This is a genomic window from Streptomyces sp. NPDC018693 (assembly GCF_044391385.1).
Classification (GTDB): Bacteria; Actinomycetota; Actinomycetes; order Streptomycetales; family Streptomycetaceae; genus Streptomyces.
Window position 1 is genome coordinate 91,274 of sequence record NZ_JBIRZZ010000007.1, and the last position, 23,435, is coordinate 114,708.

Sequence of the window (23,435 nt, forward strand, 5' to 3'; positions counted from 1 at the left end):
CGGGCGGAGAAGCGAACGGAGGCGCACTGTGAACGGCCTGTCGACCGTCCTGATCGTCGTCGGTCTCTTCCTCGTCGGCGGAATCATCTCCTTCGTCAGGCAGGAGATGCCGAAGAGCCTCGTCGTGCTGCTGTCCATCGGTGCCGCGATGTGTCTCGTCGCCGGTGTCCTGAGGCTGGAGGTGTGGAATTGAGCGCTTCGCCGAAGAGCCAGAAGAAGGTCGTCGTCTTCGACTACGGCTTCGGAAACGTCCGCTCCGCCGAGCGCGCCCTCGCGCGCACCGGGGCCGCCGTCGAGATAACCCGTGACTACGACCGGGCCATGAACGCCGACGGGCTGCTGGTCCCCGGCGTCGGCGCCTTCGCCGCCTGCATGAAGGGCCTGAAGGAGGCCCGCGGTGACTGGATCATCGAGCGGCGCCTGTCCGGCGGCCGCCCGGTGATGGGCATCTGCGTCGGCATGCAGATCCTGTTCGCGCGTGGCATCGAGCACGGCGTGGAGAGCGAGGGCCTCGACGAGTGGCCCGGCGCGGTCGAACCGCTCCAGGCCGACGTCGTGCCCCACATGGGCTGGAACACCGTCGACGCCCCGGCCGACTCCGAGCTCTTCGCCGGCCTCGACGCGGACGCCCGCTTCTACTTCGTGCACTCCTACGCCGTCCACGACTGGACTCTGGAGACGCACAACGCCGTGATGCACGCCCCCAAGGTGACCTGGTCGACGCACGGCAAGCCCTTCGTGGCCGCCGTGGAGAACGGCGCCCTGTGGGCCACGCAGTTCCACCCCGAGAAGTCCGGCGACGCCGGAGCCCAGCTCCTCACCAACTGGATCGGAACACTGTGAGCAAGCTCGAACTCCTCCCCGCCGTGGACGTCCGTGACGGTCAGGCCGTCCGCCTGGTGCACGGCGAGTCCGGCACGGAGACGTCGTACGGCTCTCCCCTGGAGGCCGCCCTCGCCTGGCAGCGGGCGGGCGCCGAGTGGCTGCACCTGGTCGACCTGGACGCCGCGTTCGGCACCGGCGACAACCGTGAGCTGATCGCCGAGGTCACCAAGGCGATGGACATCAAGGTGGAGCTGTCCGGCGGCATCCGCGACGACGCCTCGCTGGCCGCCGCCCTCGCCACCGGCTGCACCCGCGTCAACCTGGGCACGGCCGCCCTGGAGACCCCGGAGTGGGTCGCCAAGGTCATCGCCGAGCACGGCGACAAGATCGCCGTCGGCCTCGACGTGCGCGGCACCACCCTGCGCGGCCGTGGCTGGACCCGCGACGGCGGCGACCTCTACGAGACGCTGGAGCGGCTCAACGGCGAGGGCTGCGCGCGGTACGTGGTCACCGACATCGCCAAGGACGGCACGCTCCAGGGGCCCAACCTGGAGCTGCTGAAGAACGTCTGCGCGGCCACCGACCGGCCGGTCGTGGCCTCCGGCGGCGTGTCGTCCCTGGACGACCTGCGTGCCCTCGCCGGGCTGGTACCCCTCGGTGTCGAGGGTGCCATCGTCGGGAAGGCGCTGTACGCGAAGGCGTTCACCCTGGAAGAGGCTTTGGAGGCTGTGTCGCGATGACGTCCGAAGCCGTACGGCGTGTGCAGAGCGGAAGTCCCTGGGAAGAGTCCTTCGGTTTCGCACGCGCCGTCGCGGTGGGCGACCGTGTGCTGGTGGCGGGCACCACGTCCTTCAAGGGCAGGGTGCTGTACGGGGAGGGCGACCCGTACGAGCAGGCGAGGGTGGCCTTCACCAGCGCCCTCGAGGCCATCGGCGAGCTCGGGCTCGGCGTCGGGCACGTGATCCGTACGCGCATGTATCTGACCCATGCCCGGGACGTGGACGCCGTGGGCCGCGCGCACAAGGAGCTGTTCGACTCCGTGCGGCCGGTCTCGACCCTGCTGGTCGTGGAGGGCTTCGTCGACCCGCGCATCCTGGTCGAAGTAGAACTTGAGGCATACAGAGGAGCCGTGGATTCATGACCCTGGCGGTCCGAGTCATCCCCTGCCTGGACGTGGACAACGGCCGGGTCGTCAAGGGTGTCAACTTCCAGAACCTGCGCGACGCGGGCGACCCCGTCGAGATGGCCAAGGTGTACGACGCCGAGGGCGCCGACGAGCTGACGTTCCTGGACATCACCGCGTCGTCGGGCAACCGCGAGACCACGTACGACGTGGTGCGCCGCACCGCCGAGCAGGTGTTCATCCCGCTGACCGTCGGCGGCGGCGTCCGCACGCCCGAGGACGTCGACAAGCTGCTGCGGGCCGGCGCCGACAAGGTGGGCGTCAACACCGCCGCGATCGCGCGCCCGGAGCTGATCCGGGAGATCGCCGAGCGGTTCGGCAGCCAGGTGCTGGTGCTGTCGGTGGACGCCCGGCGCACCGAGTCGGGAGCCTTCGAGGTCACCACCCACGGCGGCCGCCGGGGCACCGGCATCGACGCCGTCGAGTGGGCGCACCGGGCCGCCGAGCTGGGCGCCGGCGAGATCCTGCTGAACTCGATGGACGCGGACGGCACCAAGGACGGCTACGACCTGGAGATGATCCAGGCCGTGCGCAGGCATGTGACGGTACCGGTGATCGCGTCCGGCGGCGCCGGCAAGCTCGCCGACTTCGCGCCGGCCATCGAGGCGGGCGCGGACGCGGTGCTGGCGGCGTCCGTGTTCCACTTCGGCGACCTGCGGATCGGCGAAGTGAAGCAGGCGCTGAAGGAGGCGGGCCACCCCGTCCGCTGAGCGAGCCCGAGCCCCGGTCGTGGGTGGCCGGGGCTTTCTCACGGGAGGATGCGAAAGAGAAGTTGCGCAAAATCTATTGTGCAAGTTTCCTTTCGCATCTACCCTGAGGGCATGACAGACAGGGAGAGAGACCGCCGGATCACGGACGTGGGCACGCTCAAGGCACTTGCCCACCCGCTGCGGATGAAGCTGTACCGGGCCCTGACCATCGCCCGCACCGCGACCGCCTCACAGCTCGCCGAACAGGTCGACGAGGCCGTCTCCCTGGTGAGCTACCACCTGCGCAAACTCGCCGAGCACGAGCTGATCGAGGAGGCCGGGACGCAGAGCGCCGACGGCCGCGAACGCTGGTGGCAGCCCGCGTCCGAGGGGCTCAGCGTCCATGACGAGGACTTCCGGGACGCCCCGGAGAAGGCCGCCGCGCACACCGCCGCCAGCCGCCTCTTCTTCGAGCAGCGCGCCGACATGTACCGGCGCTTCCTCGACGAGCGCGCCCACTGGGGCGCCGCCTGGAACACGGCCTCCGACTCCTCCGAATGGCTGCTCCGGCTCACCCCCGACGAACTCGCCGAGCTGTCCAAGAAGATGTACGCCCTCGTGCGCACGTACGAGGAGCGCGGGCGCGCCGCCGTCGCCGCCGGTGACACCGAGGGCCGCGAGAACGTCGCGGTGCACACGTACGGCTTCCCCTTCCGGACCTGAGAGGACCCCCGTGCCGTCGACGCGCTCCGTCGCCGGGCGCGCTCCCGCCGTGGAACGCGCCGCACACCGCGATCCCAACGTCCTGCGCTGGCTCGGCGGATACGCCTCGTCCGCCATCGGCGACAACGTGTACTTCATCGCCCTGTCCTGGGCCGCCGTCCAGTCCGGTACGCCCGCCCAGGCCGGGCTCGTCACCGCTGCCGGCGCGCTGCCGCGCGCCGTGCTGATGCTGGGCGGGGGAGTGGTGGCCGACCGGTACGGGCCGCGCCGGGTGGTCCTCGGCAGCACCGGGGTGCGCTGCGTCCTCGTCCTCGCGGCGGCCGGGCTGCTCCTCGCCACCAGCCCCGGGCTGTGGGCGCTGGGTGCGGTGGCCGTCCTGTTCGGCGTCGTCGACGCCGTGTTCCTGCCCGCCGCCGGCGCCCTGCCCGCACGTATCACCGGGCGCGGCCAGCTCGCCCGCGTGCAGGGCATGCGCGGACTCGCCACCCGGCTCGCCAACGTCCTCGGCGGCCCCCTCGGCGGCCTCGGCGTCGCTCTGGGCGGCACCGCCGGCGCCTTCGGCCTCGCGACTCTCCTGATTGGCATGTCCCTGCCCTTGCTGCTGGCGGTGCGGGTCGGGCCACTGCCGCCGGATGACGTACGCGCGCGTGTCGGAGTCCTAGGTGAGGCGCGGGACGGGTCGCTGCCGCCGGAAGACGGCCCCGCCCGTGACGGCGTCCTGGCCGAGTTGCGCGACGGGCTGCGGCACATCCGGCGGGACCCGGTGTTGCGCCCGCTGGTGCTCGCCGCCGCGCTCAGCGACCTCGGCTTCGTCGGCCCTATGAACTTCGGCCTGGTTCTTCTCGCCGACCAGCGCGGCTGGGGCTCCGCCGGCATGGGCTGGGTGCTCGCCGGCTTCGGCGCCGGTGCCGGCGCGGCCTCGCTGCTGCTCACCTGGCGCGGCAGGGTACCCCGGGCCGGAGCGGTGACCGCCGCCTCCACCCTGCTCGCGGCCGTGGCCATCGGGGCGCTCGCCCAGGTGACGTCCGTCCTCGCCGCCACCGCCGTCGCCCTGCTCATCGGCCTGTCCGCCGGCCTGTCCGGCGCCCTGTGCGGCGCGCTCGTGCAGGCCAGGGCCGGTGCCGCCTACCTAGGCCGGGTCACCGCCGTCTGCACGCTGGTCGGCTTCGGCGTCGCCCCGCTCACCTTCCCCGTGGTCGGCTGGACCGTCGCCCTGTGGGGCACCGGCCCGGTCTTCGCGGTCTGCGCGGCGGTCAGCGGCCTCGGCGGGGTCGTCGTCCTGTGCGCCCCGGCGCTGTGGCGCGCCGAACTGCCCCGCTGACGCTTCACAGGGCCCCTCAGATGCCGAGCTGCTTGCTGCCGTGCAGCTTCTCGATCGCCTCGGCGTCACCGTCCAGGTCCACCTTGGCGGCGTTCTGCCGGCCGTACAGGAACAGCAGCAGCTCCGACGGCTCGCCGGTCACCGTGACCACCGGAGTGCCCCGGTTGGCGACCGCCGTACGCCCGTCCGGGCGGCGCAGCACCAGTCCGGTCGGGGCGCCGCGGCCCATCAGCCGGGACGTGCGCTCCAGCCGCGTCCACAGGGCGTCCTGGAACACCGGGTCGAGGTCGCGCGGCGTCCAGTCCGGCTGGGCACGGCGGACGTCCTCGGTGTGGACGTAGAACTCGATCGTGTTCGACATCTCCTCGACCTGCTTCAGCGCGAACGGCGAGAAGCGCGGCGGGCCGGTACGGATCAGCTGGATCAGCTCCTCGTACGGCTTGGCGGCGAACTCCTCCATCGCCCTGTCCAGACGGGAGGCGAGCTGCTTGATGAGGATGCCCGCGGCGGCGTCCGGGCGGCGCTCACGGACCACCACGTGCGCGGCCAGGTCGCGGGTCTGCCAGCCCTCGCAGAGGGTCGGCGCCTCAGGACCGGCGGTTTCCAAGAGATCGGCGAGAAGGAGCCGTTCACGCTTGGCGAAGGTCGACATGCAGTCAGCCTACGACCACCTACTCGGTCCGCCCAGTGGACACCGCCCCGTCACGGTCAGTGCCGCGCGGCACAATGGCACCCATGACCAGCAGGACCGGTATGCCCGCCCGTCGCCCGACCACCGCCCCTCAACAAGGCGCTTCGCGCCACGGTGCGCCCCCCAGCAGCCTTGATCCGGAGATCGCCGCGCGCCTCAGGCGCAGCCCCGACGGCCTCCTGCCCGCCATCGCCCAGCAGTTCGACACCGGAGAGGTGCTGATGCTCGGCTGGATGGACGACGAGGCGCTGCACCGCACCCTGACCACCGGCCGCTGCACGTACTGGTCCCGCAGCCGCCAGGAGTACTGGGTCAAGGGCGATACCTCCGGCCACTTCCAGTGGGTGAAGTCCGTCGCCCTGGACTGCGACGCCGACACCGTCCTCGTCCAGGTCGACCAGGTGGGTGCCGCCTGCCACACCGGCGCCCGCACCTGCTTCGACGCCGACGTGCTGCTGGGGGACGCCCCCAGCGGCCCGGCCGCCCCGGATCAGTAAGGTCAGCCGCCATGGACCTCGAGACCTTCCGCAAGCTGGCCACCGACCGCCGGGTCATCCCGGTCACCCGCAAACTCCTCGTCGACGGCGACACCCCCGTCGCGCTCTACCGCAAGCTCGCCGCCGAGCGCCCCGGCACCTTCCTGCTGGAGTCCGCGGAGAACGGCCGCTCGTGGTCCCGCTACTCCTTCGTGGGCGTGCACTCCGCCGCCACCCTGACGGCCCGCGACGGCCAGGCCCACTGGCTCGGAGCCCCACCCGTCGGCGTCCCCGTCGACGGCGACCCGCTGGCCGCCCTGCGCGCCACCATCGAGGCCCTGCACACCCCGCACCAGGAGGGCCTGCCGCCCTTCACCGGCGGCATGGTCGGCTACCTGGGCTACGACATCGTGCGCCGCCTGGAGAAGATCGGCCCCGGCGAACACGACGACCTGCGGCTCCCCGAGCTGACCATGCTGCTCACCAGCGACCTCGCCGTCATGGACCACTGGGAGGGCTCGGTCCTGCTGATCGCCAACGCGATCAACCACAACGACCTCGACACCGGCGTCGACGAGGCGTACACCGACGCCGTGGCCCGCCTCGACGCCATGGAGGCCGACCTGTCCCGGCCGGTCGCCCAGCCGCCCGCCGTCCTCCCGCCCTCGGAGCTGCCCGAGTACACCGCCCGCTGGGGCGGGGAGGACTTCCAGGGGGCCGTCGAGGACATCAAGGAGCGCATCCGGGCCGGCGAGGCGTTCCAGGTCGTCCCCTCCCAGCGCTTCGAGACGCCGTGCACGGCGAGCGCGCTCGACGTCTACCGGGTGCTGCGGGCCACCAACCCCTCCCCGTACATGTACCTGTTCCGCTTCCCCCACGGGGACGGAGATGCCTTCGACGTCGTCGGCTCCTCGCCCGAGGCCCTCGTCAAGGTCGAGGACGGCACCGCGATGGTCCACCCCATCGCCGGCACCCGGCACCGCGGCGCCACCCCCGCCGAGGACCAGGCCCTCGCCGACGAACTGCTCGCCGACCCCAAGGAGCGCGCCGAGCACCTCATGCTCGTCGACCTCGGCCGCAACGACCTCGGGCGGGTCTGCGAGCCCGGCTCGGTCGAGGTCGTGGACTTCATGTCCATCGAGCGGTACTCGCACGTGATGCACATCGTCTCCACGGTCACCGGACGCGTCGCGCGCGGCCGCACCGCCTTCGACGTCCTCACCGCCTGCTTCCCGGCCGGCACCCTCTCCGGCGCGCCCAAGCCGCGCGCCATGCAGATCATCGACGAACTGGAGCCGTCCCGGCGCGGCCTGTACGGCGGCTGCGTCGGCTACCTCGACTTCGCGGGCGACTCCGACACCGCCATCGCCATCCGCACCGCCCTGCTGCGCGACGGCACCGCCTACGTCCAGGCCGGCGCCGGCATCGTCGCCGACTCCGACCCGGTCGCCGAGGACCAGGAGTGCCGCAACAAGGCGGCGGCGGTGCTGCGCGCCGTGCACACCGCCAACCGACTCGGGAAATAGGCCGCTTCCCGGAAAATGGGGCGCGTATCACGTGAGCCCCGGGTGATGGTCCGCCCGGGGTTCAAGCGATAGTGGGTACGTGACTGCTGTACCTCACCCCCCTTCCGAAGCCGCCGCCTCCGCCCGGACCGGCCGCCGGACCCTCGCCGTCGCCCTGCTGTGCGGGGCGCTCGGCGCGGCCGTGGCGCTGCTCGCCACCCGGCAGCGCTGGGCGGAGGGCACCGCGACGGTGGCCGGCGGCGCCTTCCCCCTCACCGCCAAGGGCAGCGACGTCACCGGTGTCCCGGCGGCGCTCGCCATAGTGGGCCTGGCCGCCCTCGTCGCCGTCTTCGCCGTCCGCCGCACCGGCCGCCTCGTGGTCTCCGCGCTGCTCGCCCTGTCCGGCGTCGGCATCGTCACCGCGGCCCTGCTCGGCGCCACCGACAGCTCCGCCCTCGACGAGAAGGCCGCCCAGGCGTCCGGCGACACCTCCTCCACCGTGGCCGCCTTCAGCCACACCGGCTGGCCGTACGCCGCGGCCGCCGGCGGCGCCCTGATCCTGCTGGCCGGACTGCTCGCCCTGCGCTACGGCCGGCTGTGGCCCGCCATGTCCGGCCGCTACGAGCGCGGCGGCGCCCCCCGCCCGCGCCGCGCGGCCCGGCCTGCCGACCCCGAGCGGCCCGAGGAGATGTGGAAGGCCCTGGACCGAGGCGAGGACCCGACCGGCATGGATCCCGCCTGAACGCGGGACCTACGGCCCGGCCGACGGTCCCGATGTGGCGCATCAGACGTCAACAGGAACCACCCCGACCGTCCCGCACACGCACGCGTACGGGACAATGGACCCCGAGCGTCCCGCTCGGACCCACACGAAGCAACGAGGAGCAAGCAATGGCGGGCAGCAGCCACGGTCACACCCCGGCCGCCTGGACCGGTGTCATCATCGCCTTCATCGGTTTCTGCGCCGGGGGCGCCTTCATGGTGATGGCCAACCCGGTCGGCTTCTGGGCGAGCATGGTGGTGGTGCTCCTCGGTGGTGTCGTCGGCATGATCATGCGCGCCATGGGCCTGGGCCAGCCGAAAGAGGCCCACGCGGCGCCGCAGCCGGTAGCCACGCGCGAGCCGGCCGTCGCCGAGAGCTGATCACCCAGCCTTCCATGAGGGGCGGCCGGTCCCCCGACCGGCCGCCCCTCACGCGCGTCCCCGTCCCGCACCCGGCAGAATGCGAGGCGTGAACGCAACCCTGGCCGGGCGGCTCGCCCTTCCCCTGGGCACCCTCGCGGCCGTCGCCGGCGCCTTCGCGTACGTCGGGGCGGTCGACCCCAACGAGCCCGGCCACTACCCGGTCTGCCCGCTCCTGCGTGTCACCGGCATCTACTGTCCCGGCTGCGGCGGGCTGCGCAGCGCGCACGCCTTCGCCCACGGCGATCTCGCCGCCGCCCTGCAGAACAACGCGTTCGCCGTGCTCGCCTTCCTGGGACTCGCGGCGCTGTGGACCGTCTGGGTGGTCCACACGGTGCGCGGCCGGCCGCTGCGGATCGACCTCGGCCCGGTGCCCCTGTGGAGCCTCGGCGTGTTCCTGCTGGTCTTCACGGTTGTCCGGAACCTGCCCTTCGGCGGCTGGCTTGCTCCTTGATCACCGGGCGAACGTCCAGGTAGTGGGACCGTCGTCGGCCGGATGCGGGGCCCGCGCCCCGCTGCGGATACCATCGCAGTGACCATGGGTTTTCCCTGGGTCGCTGGAACTGTCCACCGTCTGGAAGGGGGCCGCTCGCGTGAGTGTGCTCGACGAGATCATCGACGGAGTCCGGGCCGACCTCGCGGAGCGGCAGGCGCGCGTCAGCCTCGACGAGCTCAAGGAGCGCGCGGCCAAGGCACCCGCCGCCAAGGACGGCGTGGCCGCCCTGCGCGGCGACGGCGTCAAGGTCATCTGCGAGGTCAAGCGCTCCAGCCCGTCCAAGGGCGCGCTGGCCGCGATCGCCGACCCGGCCGGCCTCGCCGCGGACTACGAGGCGGGCGGCGCGGCCGTCATCTCCGTCCTCACCGAACAGCGCCGCTTCGGCGGCTCGCTGGCCGACCTGGAGGCGGTCCGCGCGCGGGTGGACATCCCCGTCCTGCGCAAGGACTTCATCGTCACGTCGTACCAGCTGTGGGAGGCCCGCGCGTACGGTGCCGACCTCGCCCTGCTGATCGTGGCCGCCCTCGACCAGCCGGCCCTGGAGTCGCTGATCGAGCGCGCCGTCTCCATCGGCCTCACCCCGCTCGTCGAGGTCCATGACGAGGAGGAGGTCGACCGCGCGGTGGACGCGGGCGCCAAGGTCATCGGCGTCAACGCGCGCAACCTCAAGACCCTGGAGGTCGACCGCTCCACCTTCGAGCGCGTCGCCCCCGAGATCCCGGCCGGCATCGTCAAGGTCGCCGAGTCCGGCGTCCGCGGCCCGCACGACCTCATCGCCTACGCCAACGCCGGCGCCGACGCGGTCCTGGTCGGCGAGTCCCTGGTGACCGGCCGCGACCCGAAGACGGCGGTCGCCGACCTGGTCGCGGCGGGCGAACATCCGGCACTGCGCCACGGCCGCGGCTGACCGGACGGTAGGCTGAGCGCCGATGACGTACTCGACCACCCTGTCCGTAGCCCGGGACCCGTACGCCCGCCTCGCGCGCGGCTGCCGCCCCCGAGGCTGCCGCGCGCCCGCAAGACGTGTCCACGGCCGACGGGTGCGGTACGTCATCGGCGACGAGCCTGGACAGATCAACGGCCGTCGATGGCAGCGCCCCCTTCAGGGGCGCGGGGCTCTGTTGATTTGCGGCTACCGCCGCGCGGGCGCGACAAGCCACTGACGGCCCGCAGCCAGACAAACCCCGCCCCCACGGCGATTGGTGTCTTTCCACAATCTCACCGTGAGGTTTCCGCATGCCCAGCAACTTCTTCATTCCCGACCCGGAGGGCCAAGTCCCCAGCCCCGAAGGCTACTTCGGCGCCTTCGGCGGCAAGTTCATCCCGGAGGCCCTCGTCGCCGCCGTGGACGAGGTCGCCGTCGAGTACGACAAGGCCAAGCACGACCCCGAGTTCGCCCGAGAGCTCGACGACCTGCTGGTGCACTACACCGGCCGTCCGTCGGCGCTCACCGAGGTACCTCGCTTCGCCGAACACGCCGGAGGCGCTCGCCTCTTCCTCAAGCGTGAGGACCTCAACCACACCGGCTCCCACAAGATCAACAACGTGCTCGGCCAGGCCCTGCTCACCCGGCGCATGGGCAAGACCCGCGTGATCGCCGAGACCGGCGCCGGCCAGCACGGCGTCGCCACGGCCACCGCCTGCGCGCTGTTCGGCCTCGACTGCACCATCTACATGGGTGAGATCGACACCCAGCGGCAGGCCCTCAACGTGGCCCGGATGCGCATGCTCGGCGCCGAGGTCATCGCCGTGAAGTCCGGCAGCCGCACCCTGAAGGACGCCATCAACGAGGCGTTCCGCGACTGGGTCGCCAACGTCGACCACACCCACTACCTGTTCGGCACCGTCGCGGGCCCTCACCCCTTCCCGGCGATGGTCCGCGACTTCCACCGCGTCATCGGTGTGGAGGCCCGCCGCCAGCTCCTGGAGCGGGCCGGCCGGCTGCCCGACGCCGCCATCGCCTGCGTCGGCGGCGGCTCCAACGCCATCGGCCTCTTCCACGCCTTCGTCCCGGACACCGACGTACGTCTCATCGGCTGTGAACCGGCCGGCCACGGCGTCGAGACCGGGGAGCACGCGGCGACCCTCACCGCCGGCGAGCCCGGCATCCTGCACGGCTCCCGCTCCTACGTCCTGCAGGACGACGAGGGCCAGATCACCGAGCCGTACTCCATCTCGGCGGGCCTGGACTACCCGGGCATCGGCCCCGAGCACTCCTACCTCAAGGACAGCGGCCGCGCCGAGTACCGCGCGGTCACCGACGACGCGGCCATGCAGGCGCTGCGCCTGCTGTCGCGCACCGAGGGCATCATCCCGGCCATCGAGTCCGCGCACGCGCTCGCCGGTGCGCTGGAGGTCGGCCGGGAGCTGGGCAAGGACGGCCTGATCGTCGTCAACCTGTCCGGCCGCGGCGACAAGGACATGGACACGGCCGCCCGCTACTTCGGCCTGTACGACACCGACGCCGAGGTCGCGGCCAACGCCGCCGACACCGCCGAGATCGAGGGGGACGCCAAGTGAGCGGAAACATCCAACTGCTGGCCGACACCCTCGCGGCCGCCAGGACCGAAGGCCGTTCCGCGCTCATCGCCTACCTGCCGGCCGGGTTCCCGACCGTCGACGGCGGTATCGAGGCGATCAGGGCCGCCTTCGACGGCGGCGCCGACGTCGTCGAGGTGGGTCTGCCGCACAGCGACCCCGTCCTCGACGGCCCCGTCATCCAGACCGCCGACGACATCGCCCTGCGCGGCGGGGTGCGCATCGCGGACGTCATGCGCACGGTCCGGGAGGCGCACGGGGCCACCGGGAAGCCGGTGCTCGTCATGACGTACTGGAACCCCATCGACCGCTACGGCGTGGAGCGGTTCACCGCCGAGCTGGCCGAGGCGGGCGGCGCCGGGTGCATCCTGCCCGACCTGCCCGTGCAGGAGTCGGCGCTGTGGAGGGAGCACGCCGAGAAGCACGGCCTCGCGACGGTCTTCGTGGTGGCGCCCAGCAGCAAGGACGAGCGGCTCGCACAGATCACCGCGGCGGGCAGCGGCTTCGTCTACGCCGCCTCCCTGATGGGTGTCACCGGCACCCGGGAGTCGGTCGGCGCGCAGGCCCAGGACCTGGTCGAACGCACCCGCGCGACCGGCACAGAGCTGCCCGTCTGCGTCGGCCTCGGCGTCTCCAACGCGGCCCAGGCCGCCGAGGTGGCCGGCTTCGCCGACGGCGTGATCGTCGGCTCGGCCTTCGTCAAGCGGATGCTGGACGCCCCCGACCACGCGGCCGGCATCGAGGCCGTCCGCGCGCTGGCGGGCGAGCTGGCGAAGGGCGTGCGCGGCGAGCTCTGAGGCACGTCACCCGAAGGGGTGGACCTGGGGCCGGGGAGGCGCGGTGCGCCTCCCCGGTTCGTTTCCGGGGTGTGAGCGAGAAGAATCGTGACGGAAAGCGCACCGCCAGGGAGCGGCTGGCGGCCGAGCGTGACAAGCAGAAAGCGGCGGAGAAGCGCCGGCGGGCACTGATCGTGGGTGCGAGCGTCGTCTGTGTGCTGGGCCTGGCGGCCGTGATCGGTGTCGTCGCGGCGAACGCCGGCAAGGACGACGGCGGCGACAGCGCGGGCGGCCCGGTCGTCGCCCCCTCGGGCGCGCAGGGCGAGGACGCCCTGGCGATCCCGGTCGGCAAGGACGACGCCCCATCCACGCTCACCGTGTGGGAGGACTTCCGCTGCCCCGCCTGCAAGAGCTTCGAGGACACCTACCGCTCGACGATCCACGAGCTGACCGACGCCGGCAAACTCAAGGTGGAGTACCACCTGGCGACCATCATCGACGGCAACATGGGCGGCTCCGGCTCCCGCACGGCGGCCAACGCCGCGGCCTGCGCCCAGGACGCCGGGAAGTTCGCCGCCTACCACGACGTGCTGTATGTGAACCAGCCCGCAGAGACCGACGACGCCTTCAGTGAGAACAGCAGGCTGCTGGAGCTGGCCGGCCAGGTCGACGGCCTGGACACGCCCGCGTTCCGCACCTGCGTCGAGGACGGCACGCACAACAGCTGGGTCGCCAAGTCCAACGACGCCTTCCGCGCCGGTGGTTTCACCGGCACACCGACCGTGCTGCTGAACGGCGAGAACATCTACCAGGACCAGACGATGACGCCGGCCAAGCTGAAGCAGATGGTCGAGGAGGCCGCCCAGGGCTGAGTGCCCGCGCCCCCTGCCCGTTATGGACCCGTAGCCGGGCCGCCTGCCCCGGGCCCGGCCCGGCAGGGTAGCGTCGACCTTGCCATGGAACTTGCCTACATTCCCAGTCCGTCGCGCGGGGTGCTGTATCTCGGCCCCCTTCCGCTGCGCGGCTATGCGTTCTGCATCATCATCGGCGTCTTCGTCGCGGTCTGGCTCGGCAACAGACGCTGGATCGCCCGCGGCGGGCGGGCCGGCACGGTGGCCGACATCGCGGTCTGGGCGGTGCCCTTCGGCCTGATCGGCGGCCGGCTCTACCACGTGATCACGGACTACGAGCTGTACTTCAGCGAGGGCCGGGACTGGGTGGACGCCTTCAAGATCTGGGAGGGCGGCCTCGGTATCTGGGGCGCGATCGCGCTCGGCGCGGTCGGCGCGTGGATCGGCTGCCGCCGCCGGGGCATCCCGATGCCGGCCTACGCCGACGCCGTCGCGCCCGGCATCGCGCTCGCCCAGGCGATCGGGCGCTGGGGCAACTGGTTCAACCAGGAGCTGTACGGGCGGGAGACCGACCTCCCGTGGGCCGTGCACATCACCTCCTCCGCGGACGGCCGGGTGCCGGGCTACTACCACCCGACGTTCCTCTACGAGTCCCTGTGGTGCATCGGCGTCGCCGTGCTGATCATCTGGGCCGACCGGCGCTTCAAGCTGGGCCACGGGCGGGCGTTCGCGCTGTACGTCGCCGCGTACTGCGCGGGGCGGTTCTGGGTCGAGTACCTGCGCGTCGACGAGGCCCACGAGATCCTCGGCCTGCGGCTCAACAACTGGACCTCCCTGCTGGTGTTCCTGCTCGCGGTGACGTACATCGTCGTGTCGGCGAAGAAGCGGCCGGGGCGGGAGGAGATCGTCGAGCCGGGGGCTGTCGAGCAGGCGGCTCAGGAGAAGACCGAGGATTCAGAGTCCGACTCCGAGTCCGACTCGGAAGCTGAGGCCGAGACCGAGACCGGCTCCGACTCCGAGTCCGACTCCGAGGTGAAGGACGAGGCGGAGTCCACCAGCGGCAAGAAGAGTTGACGGCTGGTTCTACGGCGGTGAGGGCGTCCGGAGGTGTCCGGGCGCCCTCTGCGCGTGTCAGCGGTGGTGAGCGAGTGACAGGGTGCGGCGGGCCGCGGTGACCACCGCCGCGTCGACGAAGGTGCCGTCGGCAAGCGCCTGGGCGCCCTCCTCCGCCTCCGCCGCCTTGATGATCTGTTCCGCCTCGTCGATCTCCTCCGGGGTGGGGAGGTAGGCGCGTTCGATCACCGGGAGCTGGCGGGGGTGGATGGCGGACCGGCCCAGGAAGCCCAGGGTGCGGCCGTGGGCGCAGCTGGCGGCCAGGGTGTCCAGGTCGCGGGTGTCGGGGTGGACCGACTGGGGCGGTGGGGGCAGGGCCGCCGCCCGGGCCGCGACCACGACCCGGGAGCGGGGGTAGGCGAGGCCATGGTCGTCGCGGACGCCGAGGTCGGCCCGTAGGTCGGCCTCACCGAGGGCGATGCCGCTGACGCGGGGGTGGGCCGAGGCGATGGCGTAGGCGTGTTCGACGCCCAGGGCGGATTCCAGGAGGGCGTAGAGGGACGGGGCGTCGCCGTCCGTGGGGGTGACGGTCTGGGCGGTGCGGGTGATCTGGTGCGGGGTGGTCACCTTGGGCAGGCGCAGACCCGACAGGCCCGGGAGGGGGGCCAGGGTGTCCAGGTCGGCGGTGGCGTGCGGGCCGTCCAGGGCGTTGACGCGGACGTGGACCGGGACGGGCTGGGGGTCCGCGAGGCGTTCCGCGGTGGCCGCCCGCGCGTACTCCTTGCGGTCGGCGGCGACCGCGTCCTCCAGGTCGATGATCAGGACGTCGGCGCCCGCGGTGAGCGCCCTGGAGACCATCTGCGGACGGTCACCGGGGACGTACAGCCAGGTCAGGGGGTGTCTCACAGGGCGCCCTCCGTGCGCAGGGCGGCCTGCTCGGCCGGGGTGAGGCCCAGTTCGGTGAGGACGGCCTCGGTGTCCGCGCCGTGCGGGCGGCCGGCCCAGCGGATCGCGCCGGGGGTGTCGGACAGCCGGAAGAGGACGTTCTGCATGCGGAGCGGGCCGAGGTCGGGGTCGTCGAGGGTGGTGAGCGTGGAGAGGGCCGCGTACTGGGGGTCGGTCATCACGTCCCGTACGTCCTGGACGGGCGCGACGGCGGCCTGAGCCTTCTCGAAGGCCGCGAGGACCTCGTCGCGCGGGCGGGCGGCGATCCAGGTGCCGACCGCCTCGTCGAGGACGTCCGCGTGGGCGGCCCGTTCGGCGCCGGTGGCGAACCACGGCTCGTCGATCAGGTCGGGGCGGCCGACCAGGCGCAGCACGCGTTCCGCGATGGACTGGGCGGAGGTGGACACGGCGACCCAGGTGCCGTCGGCGGTGCGGTAGGTGTTGCGCGGGGCGTTGTTGGCGGAGCGGTTTCCGGTGCGGCGTTGGACGTAGCCGAGTTGGTCGTACCAGGTGGGCTGGGGGCCGAGGACGGCCAGGATCGGCTCGATGATCGCCATGTCCACGACCTGGCCCTCGCCGGTGCGGTCCCGGGCGGCCAGGGCGGTCATCACCGCGTACGCCGTGGTGAGGCCCGCGATGGAGTCGGCGAGGCCGAACGGGGGGAGCGTCGGGGGCGCGTCCGGTTCGCCGGTGATCGCGGCGAAGCCGCTCATCGCCTCGGCGAGGGTGCCGAAGCCGGGGCGGTGGGAGGAGGGGCCGAACTGGCCGAAGGCGGTGACGCGGGCCAGGACCAGCCGGGGGTTGGCGGCGGAGAGTTCCGCCCAGCCCAGGTCCCACTTCTCCAGGGTGCCGGGGCGGAAGTTCTCGATGATCACATCGGCCGTCCCGGCCAGGCGGAGGAGGGTGGCGCGGCCGCCGGGGGTGGAGAGGTTCAGGGTCATCGTGCGCTTGTTGCGGCCGAGGACCTTCCACCACAGGCCCACACCGTCCTTGCTGGGCCCATGGCCCCGTGACGGGTCGGGTTTCGCGGGGTGCTCGACCTTGATGACCTCGGCGCCGAAGTCGCCGAGCAGGGTGGCGGCCAGCGGGCCGGCGAAGAGGGTGGCGAGGTCGAGGACGCGCAGGCCGGTCAGCGGGGGCGTGTTCGTCACCGGGTCACCTGCGCTTCGATCTCGGAGCGGTACGGCATGGACGCGGAGGCGCCCGGTCGCTGGACCGAGAGGGCGGCCGCGGCGGCGGCCCAGGCGAGGGCCTGCCGGATCGGGCGGTTCTCGCCGAGCGCGACCGCGAGGGCGCCGACGAAGGTGTCACCCGCGCCGGTCGAGTCGACGGCGGTGACACGCGGGGCGGGCACGGTGACGGGTTCGTCGCCCCGGGCCGCGTACAGACAGCCCGCCGCGCCGAGCGTGACGACCACCTCCGGTACGGCGTCCAGCAGGACGGTGGCGGCCTCGTGCGGGTCGGTGCGGCCGGTGAGGGTGGCGGCCTCGTGCTGGTTGGGCACCAACAGGTCGGTGGCGGCGAGGAGTTCGGGCGGCAGCGGCCGGGCGGGGGCCGGGGTGAGGATCGTACGGATGCCGTGGGCGCGGGCGGCCTGGGCGCCGGCGACGACCGCCGTGACCGGGATCTCCAGCTGGAGGAGGAGTGCGTCGGCGGAGGCGATCAGGCCCTCGTCGCCGGGGACGAGATGGTCGAGGGTGCCGTTCGCGCCGGGGATCACGACGATCGCGTTGCCGCCCTCGTCGTCGACCACGATGTGGGCGGTGCCGGACGGGCCCTCGACCGTGCGGAGGTGGTCGGTGTTCACACCGGAGTGTTCGAGGGTGGAGCGCAGTCGGGTGCCGAAGGCGTCGTTGCCGACCGCGCCGATCAGCGAGACGGTCGCTCCCGCGTGGGCCGCGGCGATGGCCTGGTTGGCGCCCTTGCCGCCGGGGATCGTACGGAACTCCCGGCCCGTCACGGTCTCTCCGCGCTGCGGGGCCTTCTCGACGTACGCGACGAGGTCCATGTTCGTGCTGCCGAGCACGACGATGTCGGTCATGGGCGGGCTGCCTCCCGGTGGGTGAGGTGGGCCAGGGCGTCGAAGCCGGTGCCGTCGAAGCCGGTGATCGAGGTGGCGAGGCGGTTCTTGAGGGGGGCCGTCCAGTGGTCGGGGAGGGCTGCGGGGTCGCCGGTGAGCAGGCCGGCGATGCTGCCCGCCGTCGCGCCGTTGGAGTCGGTGTCCCAGCCGCCGGAGACGGCGCGGCTGATGGAGCCGGTGAAGTCGCCGTCGGCGTGGGTGAGGGCGGCGGCGATCAGGGCGGTGTTGGGGATGGCGTGGACCCAGTGGTGGGTGGGGGCGTGGGTGGCGTGGAGTTCGTCGACGACCGTGTCGAAGTGCTCGTGTTTCTCGGCCAGTTGGATGGCGTGGGTGATGGCTTCGGCCAGGCGGGAGCGCGGTGGGATCACCGTCAGGCCGGTGTGGAGTGCCGTGTGGATGTCGTGGGGGCCGGTGGCGGTGGCGGCCGTGGCGATGGTGGCCGCGGTGAACATCGCCGCGTAGACGCCGTTCGCGGTGTGGGTGAGGGTGGCGTCCCGGTGGGCCTGTTCGGCTGCGGCGGCCGGGGCGCCGGGGTTGGTCCAGCCGTGGACGTCGGCGCGGATGAGGGCGCCGATCCACTCCCGGAAGGGGTTGCGGTGGCGGGCGGTGTGGGGCGGGGCGATGCCGGAGAGGAGGTTGCGGTAGGCGATGCGTTCCGCGGTGAAGGTGCGGGCGGCGGGGAGTTCTTCCAGCCAGAGGGTCGCCACGTCGTCCGTGGTGAAGCTCCTGCCGTGGCGCTGGAGCAGGAGGAGGTTGAGCAGGGGGTAGTTGAGGTCGTCGTCCTCGGGCATGCCGTCGATGTTCTCGGCGAGGGAGGTCTGTGCCGAGCGGCGGTTCCAGGGGTGTCGTGTGAGGAGGTCGGCTGGGACTCCGTGGGCGGTGAAGTAGGTGGTGGGGGGCCAGTTGCCGGTGGACCTGGCCAGCCGGCGGATGGCGGTGAGGGGGAGTTTCTCGACCGGTTTGCCCAGGAGGCAGCCGATGGCTCTGCCCAGCCAGGCGGCTTCGAAGCGGGCCGGGGCGGGGGGTGCCGTGGGGGCGGGGTGACCGGCAGCAGGCTGGGTCAGTGATGTGATCTGCGGGAGATCGGTCGGTTCCTCGCACCGCAGCGTGCTGGGGAGGTCTGCCAGTTCGTCCAGCAGGTCCTCGGCCAGTTGGCGCAGGTAGGGGGATGCCTGCTGCTGGGACGCGCCCGCTCCGGCCGGGGCCTGCGAGCCGCCGGCCGCCTTCCAGCGGGCCGCGATGGCCGAGGGTTCCCGGCCGTCCAGGGCGGCCTGGCGGAGTTCGTGGCCCAGGAGGTCCTCCGGTTGGACCCAGGTCAGACGGAGCACGAGGGGCCTCCCAGGGTGGTGAAGGCCGACTCGTGGGTGCGGCGGCGGTCCACGTCCCTGGCGTGGATCTCGCGGGTCACCTCGGCCAGGGTCCGCGCGGGTTCCCAGAGGTCGAGGCGGCTGGCCTCCGCGACCTGCTTCGACCAGTCCTGCGGGGGCGGCGAGCCCAGGGCGCCCGCGAGCGCGCCGGCCATCGTGGCGATCGAGTCGCAGTCACGGCCGTAGTTCACCGCGCCCAGGACCGCCTGGCGGTAGTCGCCGCCCGACACCAGCAGCATGCCGAGGGCGACGGGCAGTTCCTCGATGGCGTGCAGACGGGAGGGGCGCCGGGCGCCGAGGGAGGGGTTGCGGTAGTCGGGGCCCACCGTGTCGTAGGGGGTGACCGCCTCGCGGAGGGGGGTGAGGGCCGACTCGAAGTCCCGGTGGCGGGCGGCTTTTTCGCAGACTTTCTCGATGGCCGCCCGGGTGCCGTCCTTGGCCAGGGAGAGGCAGGTGGTCACCACCGATTCCGGCGTCGCCTCAGGGCTGCACGCCGCCGCCACCGCCGCCGCGAAGACGCCGGCCGCCTCACGGCCGTACGACGACTGGTGGGCGCCCGACACATCCAGGGCCTCGGCGTACGCGGCGCGGGGGTTGGCCGCGTTGACCAGGCCCACCGGGGCCATGTACATCGCCGCGCCGCAGTTGACGATGTTGCCGACGCCGGCCTCCCGGGGGTCGACATGGCCGTAGTGGAGGCGGGCCACCAGCCACTTCTCCGCCAGGAAGACGCGCTGCAAGGGAAGCGCCTCGGCCTCCAGTTCGGGGATCCAACGGGGGTTCGTCATCAGGTCGGGGACCAGGTGGTCGGCGATCGCGTACGCGTCGAGGTGGTCGCGGACCCGGGCGTAGACCCTGATGAGCGCGTGGGTCATCAGGGTGTCGTCGGTGACGTGGCCGTCGCCCTTGTGGTACGGCGCGATGGGGCGGGCGGTGCGCCAGGCGTCGCCGTTCCAGGGGCCGACGATGCCGTGGACGCGGCCGCCGTGGCGTTCGAGGATCTGGGCGGGGGAGTAGCCCTCGACGGGGCCGCCGAGGGCGTCGCCGACCGCGGCGCCGACGAGGGCGGCTGTGATGCGTTCGTCCAGCATCTCTTGGTCGTTTTCCTCTGTTTTGGTCGTCATGGGCAGAATCATCCCCTTGGTGGCGGGGCTTGGGCGGCTTCCAGGAGTTCGGCGAGTTCCACCAGGTCGGTGCCGGTGAGGCGGGGGAGGGCGCAGCCGGAGAGGGTGCGGCATGTGGTGCGCCAGGAGTCGGGGATCGCGGTGCCGCCGCCCAGTGCGCCGGTCAGGGCGCCCGCCAGGGCGGGGGCGGAGTCGGCGACTCGGGAGAGGCAGGCCGCGGCTGGGACCGCTTCGGCGATACGGCCGTGAGCGGCGAGGGTGAGGGCCAGGGCGACCGGGACCGTCTCGGCCGCCGCGATGCCGTAGCTGTAGACGTGGTCGACGATCTGGTGTTCCAGGAGGGGGATCAGGGCGAAGGTGCTGTCGGCGGTGCGGGCGAGGTGCACGGCGTGGCGGGCGTTGCGGCCGATCTCGGTGGCCTCGGGGAGTTCGGTGAGGGCGGCCGTCACGCAGGTGTCGACGTCGGCGCCGGTGAGGGCGAGGGCGACGGCCGCGGCCATGGCGCGGGCGCCGTGTACTCCGTCGCCGTCCTGGGTGTAGCGGGCGTCGAACTCGGCGAGGTCGGCGGCACGGTGGGGGTCGCCGGGGTGGGCCACGGCCAGGACGCAGGCGCGGACGCAGGCGGCGTCGTCGAAGTAGTGGGGGTTGTCGTGGCCGGTGGCGGGTGGGCGCAGGCCGGTGGCGAGGTTGCCGAGGCCGGCGCGGACGGAGATGCGGGCGCGGAGGGGGAGGACGGCGGACTCGACCTCCGGGGCGCGGTTCGCCGCCGCGGCCACTTCGCCGGCGAGGGCGGTCCAGGTGAGGTCGATCGCGGCTCGGGTTCTGCGGTCTCGGGTGAGGTCGGGGAGGGTGGTGTCGTCGCCGGCGCGGAGGATGGACTCGGCGGTGAAGGCTGCCCATTCGGCGTCGTCGGAGGGGCCCAGGCGGAGGGGGTCGGGGGGTTGGTTGAGGGCGATGGGGACGGGGAGGGTGGTCGTCGCGTTGTGTTCGGCGAAGGTGTCGAGTTCTCGGGTGAGGCGGCGGGTCCAGTCGGGGAGGCGGGTGGCTCTGTGGCGGGCGGCCGGCCAGCCGGCGGCGTCGCCTGCGGCCAGGCCGAGGAGGAGGCCGAGGGTGCGCTGACCGGCCTCGGCTTCGCCTTCGGCCGATGTCCTCCCACCCACGCGCCACCCGTTTCCAGTGGGTGGAGGGGTGGAGGTCTCTTGTGGGGCGGTCTCGCCGTTGGCGGGTGCGGGTGGGTTGCGGGTGTGCTCGGCTTCGCCGTCGGGGGGCGAATCCGGGTCGGCTTCGGGTGTTGCTTCCGGGGCGGTCTCGGTGTGGGGGGTCGTGGGGCCGGCCGGGGTGTCCCAGGGGGTCGGGGGGCTCATCGGAGGGGGGCCGTGGGCGTGGGGGTCGAGGGCCACTTGGTGCTCTCCTCCGGGACCAGGAGTTCGGCCACGTCGAGGATGTGGTGGCCGGACATGGAGGGGAGGCAGGTGCCGCGGGCTGGGCCGATGGCCGAGGCCCAGTCGGCCGGGATCGCGGCGGTGCCCTCGGTGGCGCCGGCCAGGGCGCCGGCCACGGCCGCCGTGGTGTCCGCGTCGCGGCCCATGTTCACGGCCGTGAGGACTGCCTCGCGGAAGTCGCCGTCGGCCGCCGCGTAGGCCCCGAACGCGAGGGCGACGGCCTCGGGGGCCAGGTCGGTCCACGGGTAGCCGCCGATGACAACGGCCGAACGGACCGCCCGTTCGCCCCGGTGGGCGACCGCCACCGCCCGGCGCAGGGAGCGGGCCGTCCAGGAGTCGTCGGGGATGACCGCCAGGGCGGAGGCCACGACGGCGATGGTGGGCGCTCCCGCCATCGCCGCCGCGACCCCGGCCGCGACCGCCTGGCCGCCGTAGATGCCCTCGCCGTCGTGGCTGACCGAGCCGTCGATCGCGACCAGGCGGGCCGCCTCGGCCGGGCGGCCGGCCGCGAAGACGCCGAAGGGGGCCGCGCGCATGGCCAGGCCGTCGCTCCAGGCGTGGCGGTGCTGGGCCGAGATGGGGGCGGCGAGGCCCCGGCGCAGGTTCTCCAGCGTGCCGCGCTCGCTGAAGCCGGCGCCGCGGAACGGGCCCTCGTCGCGGTCGGCGATCCAGGCGTGCCAGGCCGCCTCCACATGGGCCGGGGTGAGCGCCGAGCCGTGGCGGGCGAGCAGCAGGCCCGAGAAGATCGCGTACTCGGTGTCGTCGGTGCCGGACGGCTTCTCGGCGACATAGCCCGTGATACGGCCCCAGCGGGCGCGGATCTCCGACGGTCTCATGTTCTCCGCCGGGGCGCCCAGGGCGTCTCCGACGGCCAGACCGAGCAGCGCGCCGCGGGCCCGGTCACGGAGTCCGGTGGCGCCGCCGGAAGCCGTCACCGTGGGGATGCAGGCGATCGATGTCATACCTCCGCCTCTCCTGACGGGCTCCGCGGGGGCGTGGAGCCCTTTGCGGATCTGTCCCACCATTGGCGGTTGACCGCAGCCTCCTGCGCCTCAGAGTCACCCGGTCGGGATGGGCGCGGGCGTTCGCCGAAATGAGTCCTCACCGACAAAACCGCAGGTAAGCGCAGCCTTTCCTTGCTGGCGGGGCCGGGGTGCGCGGCGTAGAGTCTGGAGTGTCGAAAAGTAGAATCAGTCCAGAGTTAGCTTTGGCTAAGCTTTCCGGGAGACCTCGCATGGCCCTCATCGAGACCGAGGCGGCGCTGCACGTGGCGCACCGTGACAACCACACGCACCGGGATGTGAACGGCGGGTGGCTGCGGCCCGCGGTGTTCGGGGCGATGGACGGGCTGGTCTCCAACCTCGCTCTGATGACCGGTGTCGCCGGCGGGGCCGTCGGCCGGGAGACCATCGTGCTGACCGGGCTCGCCGGACTGGCCGCCGGTGCCTTCTCGATGGCCGCCGGCGAGTACACCTCCGTGGCCTCCCAGCGTGAGCTCGTCGAGGCCGAGCTCGACGTCGAGCGGCGGGAGTTGAGGAAGCACCCCAAGGACGAGGAGGCCGAGCTGGCCGCCCTCTACGAGGCGCGTGGGGTCGAACCCGAGCTGGCCCGGCAGGTCGCCCGGCAGCTCTCGCACGATCCCGAGCAGGCCCTGGAGATACACGCCCGCGAGGAGCTGGGGATCGATCCGTCCGACCTGCCCTCACCGACCGTCGCCGCGGTGTCCTCCTTCGGGTCGTTCGCGCTGGGCGCCCTGCTCCCCGTACTGCCGTATCTGCTGGGCGCGAGCGTGCTGTGGCCGGCCGTGCTGGTGGCGCTGCTGGGCCTCTTCGCGTGCGGGGCAGTCGTGGCCAGGGTGACCGCGCGGACCTGGTGGTTCAGCGGACTGCGGCAGCTGGCGCTCGGCGGTGCGGCGGCCGGTGTGACGTACGCCCTGGGCAGTCTGTTCGGTACGGCCGTAGGATGAACCGGCTGATGCTACTTATGCGACGGGCCGCATAAGTAGCCGTTACTGACTGGTTTCGCATGCTTAACCACCGGGCATGAGCCGTAAGCGCTGTGGGCAATGACGCCTGCGGCGCACTCGCGGGGTGGGCGATGGCGCTCGCTGCCGTCTCCGGGTCGGCGGACAACGATCTGTCCCGTTCGGCCCCCACACACTTTCGGCC

General features: G+C 72.8%; 27 protein-coding genes. 19 read left to right on the plus strand and 8 right to left on the minus strand.

The features are described from left to right. Positions 1 to 28: 28 nt before the first annotated feature. The 7 genes from ACH5AC_RS19890 (at position 29) to ACH5AC_RS19920 (ending at position 4,741) form a co-directional block, all read left to right on the plus strand. Entirely contained in the window at positions 29 to 193 is a 165-nt protein-coding gene (locus ACH5AC_RS19890; RefSeq protein ID WP_398863235.1) for a hypothetical protein, read from the plus strand. Next, positions 190 to 843: an imidazole glycerol phosphate synthase subunit HisH gene (gene hisH, locus ACH5AC_RS19895; protein WP_398863236.1), complete on the plus strand. Its 654-nt coding sequence runs from the start codon at positions 190 to 192 to the stop codon at positions 841 to 843. The genes ACH5AC_RS19890 and hisH overlap by 4 nt, the downstream gene beginning before the upstream one ends. After that, a complete protein-coding gene (gene priA / locus ACH5AC_RS19900; RefSeq protein WP_398863237.1) occupies positions 840 to 1,565 on the plus strand; it encodes a bifunctional 1-(5-phosphoribosyl)-5-((5-phosphoribosylamino)methylideneamino)imidazole-4-carboxamide isomerase/phosphoribosylanthranilate isomerase PriA in 726 nt (241 codons plus the stop codon). Before hisH ends, priA begins: the two co-directional genes overlap by 4 nt. After that, a complete protein-coding gene (locus ACH5AC_RS19905; protein WP_398863238.1) occupies positions 1,562 to 1,966 on the plus strand; it encodes a RidA family protein in 405 nt (134 codons plus the stop codon). Before priA ends, ACH5AC_RS19905 begins: the two co-directional genes overlap by 4 nt. Beyond that, positions 1,963 to 2,718 carry an imidazole glycerol phosphate synthase subunit HisF gene (gene hisF / locus ACH5AC_RS19910; protein WP_398863239.1) on the plus strand — a complete coding sequence of 252 codons (756 nt, stop codon included), beginning with the start codon at positions 1,963 to 1,965 and terminating at the stop codon, positions 2,716 to 2,718. The genes ACH5AC_RS19905 and hisF overlap by 4 nt, the downstream gene beginning before the upstream one ends. A 111-nt stretch (positions 2,719 to 2,829) precedes the next feature. After that, complete coding sequence (locus ACH5AC_RS19915) at positions 2,830 to 3,420, plus strand: helix-turn-helix domain-containing protein (protein ID WP_398863241.1); 591 nt, start codon at positions 2,830 to 2,832, stop codon at positions 3,418 to 3,420. Positions 3,421 to 3,430: 10 nt separating this feature from the next. Further along, on the plus strand, positions 3,431 to 4,741 hold the full coding sequence (locus ACH5AC_RS19920; protein ID WP_398863242.1) for an MFS transporter: 1,311 nt from the start codon (positions 3,431 to 3,433) through the stop codon (positions 4,739 to 4,741). A gap of 16 nt (positions 4,742 to 4,757) precedes the next feature. Here ACH5AC_RS19920 and ACH5AC_RS19925 read toward each other — a convergent pair whose 3' ends face one another. Beyond that, positions 4,758 to 5,393: a TIGR03085 family metal-binding protein gene (locus ACH5AC_RS19925; protein WP_398863243.1), complete on the minus strand. Its 636-nt coding sequence runs from the start codon at positions 5,391 to 5,393 to the stop codon at positions 4,758 to 4,760. Positions 5,394 to 5,494: 101 nt separating this feature from the next. Here ACH5AC_RS19925 and hisI point away from each other — a divergent pair, with 101 nt between their 5' ends. The 11 genes from hisI (at position 5,495) to lgt (ending at position 14,330) form a co-directional block, all read left to right on the plus strand. Then, positions 5,495 to 5,929, plus strand: coding sequence for a phosphoribosyl-AMP cyclohydrolase (gene hisI / locus ACH5AC_RS19930; protein ID WP_398863560.1), 435 nt, complete (start codon positions 5,495 to 5,497; stop codon positions 5,927 to 5,929). An 11-nt stretch (positions 5,930 to 5,940) separates the two neighbouring features. Beyond that, positions 5,941 to 7,434, plus strand: coding sequence for an anthranilate synthase component I (locus tag ACH5AC_RS19935; RefSeq protein ID WP_398863244.1), 1,494 nt, complete (start codon positions 5,941 to 5,943; stop codon positions 7,432 to 7,434). Between the two features lie 79 nt (positions 7,435 to 7,513). After that, the gene (locus tag ACH5AC_RS19940) at positions 7,514 to 8,155 is read left to right on the plus strand and encodes a TIGR02234 family membrane protein (RefSeq protein ID WP_398863245.1); all 642 of its coding nucleotides are present in this window, start codon (positions 7,514 to 7,516) and stop codon (positions 8,153 to 8,155) included. Between the two features lie 149 nt (positions 8,156 to 8,304). Beyond that, the gene (locus tag ACH5AC_RS19945) at positions 8,305 to 8,556 is read left to right on the plus strand and encodes an HGxxPAAW family protein (protein ID WP_398863246.1); all 252 of its coding nucleotides are present in this window, start codon (positions 8,305 to 8,307) and stop codon (positions 8,554 to 8,556) included. A 79-nt stretch (positions 8,557 to 8,635) separates the two neighbouring features. Then, a complete protein-coding gene (locus tag ACH5AC_RS19950; RefSeq protein ID WP_398863247.1) occupies positions 8,636 to 9,049 on the plus strand; it encodes a DUF2752 domain-containing protein in 414 nt (137 codons plus the stop codon). 139 nt (positions 9,050 to 9,188) lie between these two features. Then, positions 9,189 to 9,998 (plus strand): indole-3-glycerol phosphate synthase TrpC, encoded by an 810-nt coding sequence (gene trpC / locus ACH5AC_RS19955; RefSeq protein ID WP_398863248.1) that lies wholly within the window; start codon positions 9,189 to 9,191, stop codon positions 9,996 to 9,998. Positions 9,999 to 10,020: 22 nt separating this feature from the next. Beyond that, positions 10,021 to 10,254, plus strand: a complete 234-nt coding sequence (trpM, locus tag ACH5AC_RS19960) for a tryptophan biosynthesis modulator TrpM (protein ID WP_398863249.1) — start codon at positions 10,021 to 10,023, stop codon at positions 10,252 to 10,254. 73 nt (positions 10,255 to 10,327) lie between these two features. After that, positions 10,328 to 11,611 (plus strand): tryptophan synthase subunit beta, encoded by a 1,284-nt coding sequence (trpB, locus tag ACH5AC_RS19965; RefSeq protein ID WP_398863250.1) that lies wholly within the window; start codon positions 10,328 to 10,330, stop codon positions 11,609 to 11,611. After that, positions 11,608 to 12,426: a tryptophan synthase subunit alpha gene (gene trpA, locus ACH5AC_RS19970; protein ID WP_398863251.1), complete on the plus strand. Its 819-nt coding sequence runs from the start codon at positions 11,608 to 11,610 to the stop codon at positions 12,424 to 12,426. The genes trpB and trpA overlap by 4 nt, the downstream gene beginning before the upstream one ends. Before the next feature lie 71 nt (positions 12,427 to 12,497). Next, positions 12,498 to 13,277, plus strand: a complete 780-nt coding sequence (locus ACH5AC_RS19975; RefSeq protein ID WP_398863252.1) for a DsbA family protein — start codon at positions 12,498 to 12,500, stop codon at positions 13,275 to 13,277. 84 nt (positions 13,278 to 13,361) lie between these two features. Next, the gene (gene lgt / locus ACH5AC_RS19980) at positions 13,362 to 14,330 is read left to right on the plus strand and encodes a prolipoprotein diacylglyceryl transferase (protein WP_398863254.1); all 969 of its coding nucleotides are present in this window, start codon (positions 13,362 to 13,364) and stop codon (positions 14,328 to 14,330) included. A gap of 57 nt (positions 14,331 to 14,387) precedes the next feature. Here lgt and ACH5AC_RS19985 read toward each other — a convergent pair whose 3' ends face one another. Genes ACH5AC_RS19985 through ACH5AC_RS20015 form a run of 7 tightly spaced genes read right to left on the minus strand, consistent with a single transcriptional unit; the run spans position 14,388 to position 22,229 of the window. Next, entirely contained in the window at positions 14,388 to 15,215 is an 828-nt protein-coding gene (locus ACH5AC_RS19985) for an HpcH/HpaI aldolase/citrate lyase family protein (protein ID WP_398863255.1), read from the minus strand. Continuing rightward, positions 15,212 to 16,405, minus strand: a complete 1,194-nt coding sequence (locus ACH5AC_RS19990) for a CaiB/BaiF CoA transferase family protein (RefSeq protein WP_398863256.1) — start codon at positions 16,403 to 16,405, stop codon at positions 15,212 to 15,214. Before ACH5AC_RS19990 ends, ACH5AC_RS19985 begins: the two co-directional genes overlap by 4 nt. Further along, the gene (gene rbsK / locus ACH5AC_RS19995; protein ID WP_398863259.1) at positions 16,402 to 17,295 is read right to left on the minus strand and encodes a ribokinase; all 894 of its coding nucleotides are present in this window, start codon (positions 17,293 to 17,295) and stop codon (positions 16,402 to 16,404) included. Before rbsK ends, ACH5AC_RS19990 begins: the two co-directional genes overlap by 4 nt. Continuing rightward, positions 17,292 to 18,662 (minus strand): ADP-ribosylglycohydrolase family protein, encoded by a 1,371-nt coding sequence (locus ACH5AC_RS20000; protein WP_398863260.1) that lies wholly within the window; start codon positions 18,660 to 18,662, stop codon positions 17,292 to 17,294. The genes rbsK and ACH5AC_RS20000 overlap by 4 nt, the downstream gene beginning before the upstream one ends. Beyond that, positions 18,650 to 19,825 carry an ADP-ribosylglycohydrolase family protein gene (locus tag ACH5AC_RS20005; protein WP_398863261.1) on the minus strand — a complete coding sequence of 392 codons (1,176 nt, stop codon included), beginning with the start codon at positions 19,823 to 19,825 and terminating at the stop codon, positions 18,650 to 18,652. Before ACH5AC_RS20005 ends, ACH5AC_RS20000 begins: the two co-directional genes overlap by 13 nt. Positions 19,826 to 19,833: 8 nt before the next feature. Beyond that, positions 19,834 to 21,189, minus strand: a complete 1,356-nt coding sequence (locus ACH5AC_RS20010; RefSeq protein WP_398863262.1) for an ADP-ribosylglycohydrolase family protein — start codon at positions 21,187 to 21,189, stop codon at positions 19,834 to 19,836. Further along, positions 21,186 to 22,229: an ADP-ribosylglycohydrolase family protein gene (locus ACH5AC_RS20015; protein ID WP_398863263.1), complete on the minus strand. Its 1,044-nt coding sequence runs from the start codon at positions 22,227 to 22,229 to the stop codon at positions 21,186 to 21,188. The genes ACH5AC_RS20010 and ACH5AC_RS20015 overlap by 4 nt, the downstream gene beginning before the upstream one ends. A gap of 272 nt (positions 22,230 to 22,501) precedes the next feature. Between ACH5AC_RS20015 and ACH5AC_RS20020 the strand changes: the two genes are divergently transcribed. Next, positions 22,502 to 23,233 (plus strand): VIT1/CCC1 transporter family protein, encoded by a 732-nt coding sequence (locus ACH5AC_RS20020; RefSeq protein WP_398863264.1) that lies wholly within the window; start codon positions 22,502 to 22,504, stop codon positions 23,231 to 23,233. Positions 23,234 to 23,435 lie beyond the last annotated feature (202 nt).

What these genes read in the sequence shown, in the direction of transcription:
- ACH5AC_RS19925 (WP_398863243.1), bottom strand. Translation starts at nt 5,393, where the DNA reads ATGTCGACCTTCGCCAAGCGTGAACGGCTCCTTCTCGCCGATCTCTTG.
- trpM (WP_398863249.1), top strand. Translation starts at nt 10,021, where the DNA reads ATGACGTACTCGACCACCCTGTCCGTAGCCCGGGACCCGTACGCCCGC.
- hisI (WP_398863560.1), top strand. Translation starts at nt 5,495, where the DNA reads ATGCCCGCCCGTCGCCCGACCACCGCCCCTCAACAAGGCGCTTCGCGC.
- trpB (WP_398863250.1), top strand. Translation starts at nt 10,328, where the DNA reads ATGCCCAGCAACTTCTTCATTCCCGACCCGGAGGGCCAAGTCCCCAGC.
- ACH5AC_RS19945 (WP_398863246.1), top strand. Translation starts at nt 8,305, where the DNA reads ATGGCGGGCAGCAGCCACGGTCACACCCCGGCCGCCTGGACCGGTGTC.
- ACH5AC_RS20020 (WP_398863264.1), top strand. Translation starts at nt 22,502, where the DNA reads ATGGCCCTCATCGAGACCGAGGCGGCGCTGCACGTGGCGCACCGTGAC.
- ACH5AC_RS20005 (WP_398863261.1), bottom strand. Translation starts at nt 19,825, where the DNA reads ATGACGACCAAAACAGAGGAAAACGACCAAGAGATGCTGGACGAACGC.
- ACH5AC_RS20015 (WP_398863263.1), bottom strand. Translation starts at nt 22,229, where the DNA reads ATGACATCGATCGCCTGCATCCCCACGGTGACGGCTTCCGGCGGCGCC.
- rbsK (WP_398863259.1), bottom strand. Translation starts at nt 17,295, where the DNA reads ATGACCGACATCGTCGTGCTCGGCAGCACGAACATGGACCTCGTCGCG.
- ACH5AC_RS19950 (WP_398863247.1), top strand. Translation starts at nt 8,636, where the DNA reads ATGCGAGGCGTGAACGCAACCCTGGCCGGGCGGCTCGCCCTTCCCCTG.
- hisF (WP_398863239.1), top strand. Translation starts at nt 1,963, where the DNA reads ATGACCCTGGCGGTCCGAGTCATCCCCTGCCTGGACGTGGACAACGGC.
- ACH5AC_RS19935 (WP_398863244.1), top strand. Translation starts at nt 5,941, where the DNA reads ATGGACCTCGAGACCTTCCGCAAGCTGGCCACCGACCGCCGGGTCATC.
- lgt (WP_398863254.1), top strand. Translation starts at nt 13,362, where the DNA reads ATGGAACTTGCCTACATTCCCAGTCCGTCGCGCGGGGTGCTGTATCTC.
- ACH5AC_RS20010 (WP_398863262.1), bottom strand. Translation starts at nt 21,189, where the DNA reads ATGAGCCCCCCGACCCCCTGGGACACCCCGGCCGGCCCCACGACCCCC.
- ACH5AC_RS19915 (WP_398863241.1), top strand. Translation starts at nt 2,830, where the DNA reads ATGACAGACAGGGAGAGAGACCGCCGGATCACGGACGTGGGCACGCTC.
- ACH5AC_RS19905 (WP_398863238.1), top strand. Translation starts at nt 1,562, where the DNA reads ATGACGTCCGAAGCCGTACGGCGTGTGCAGAGCGGAAGTCCCTGGGAA.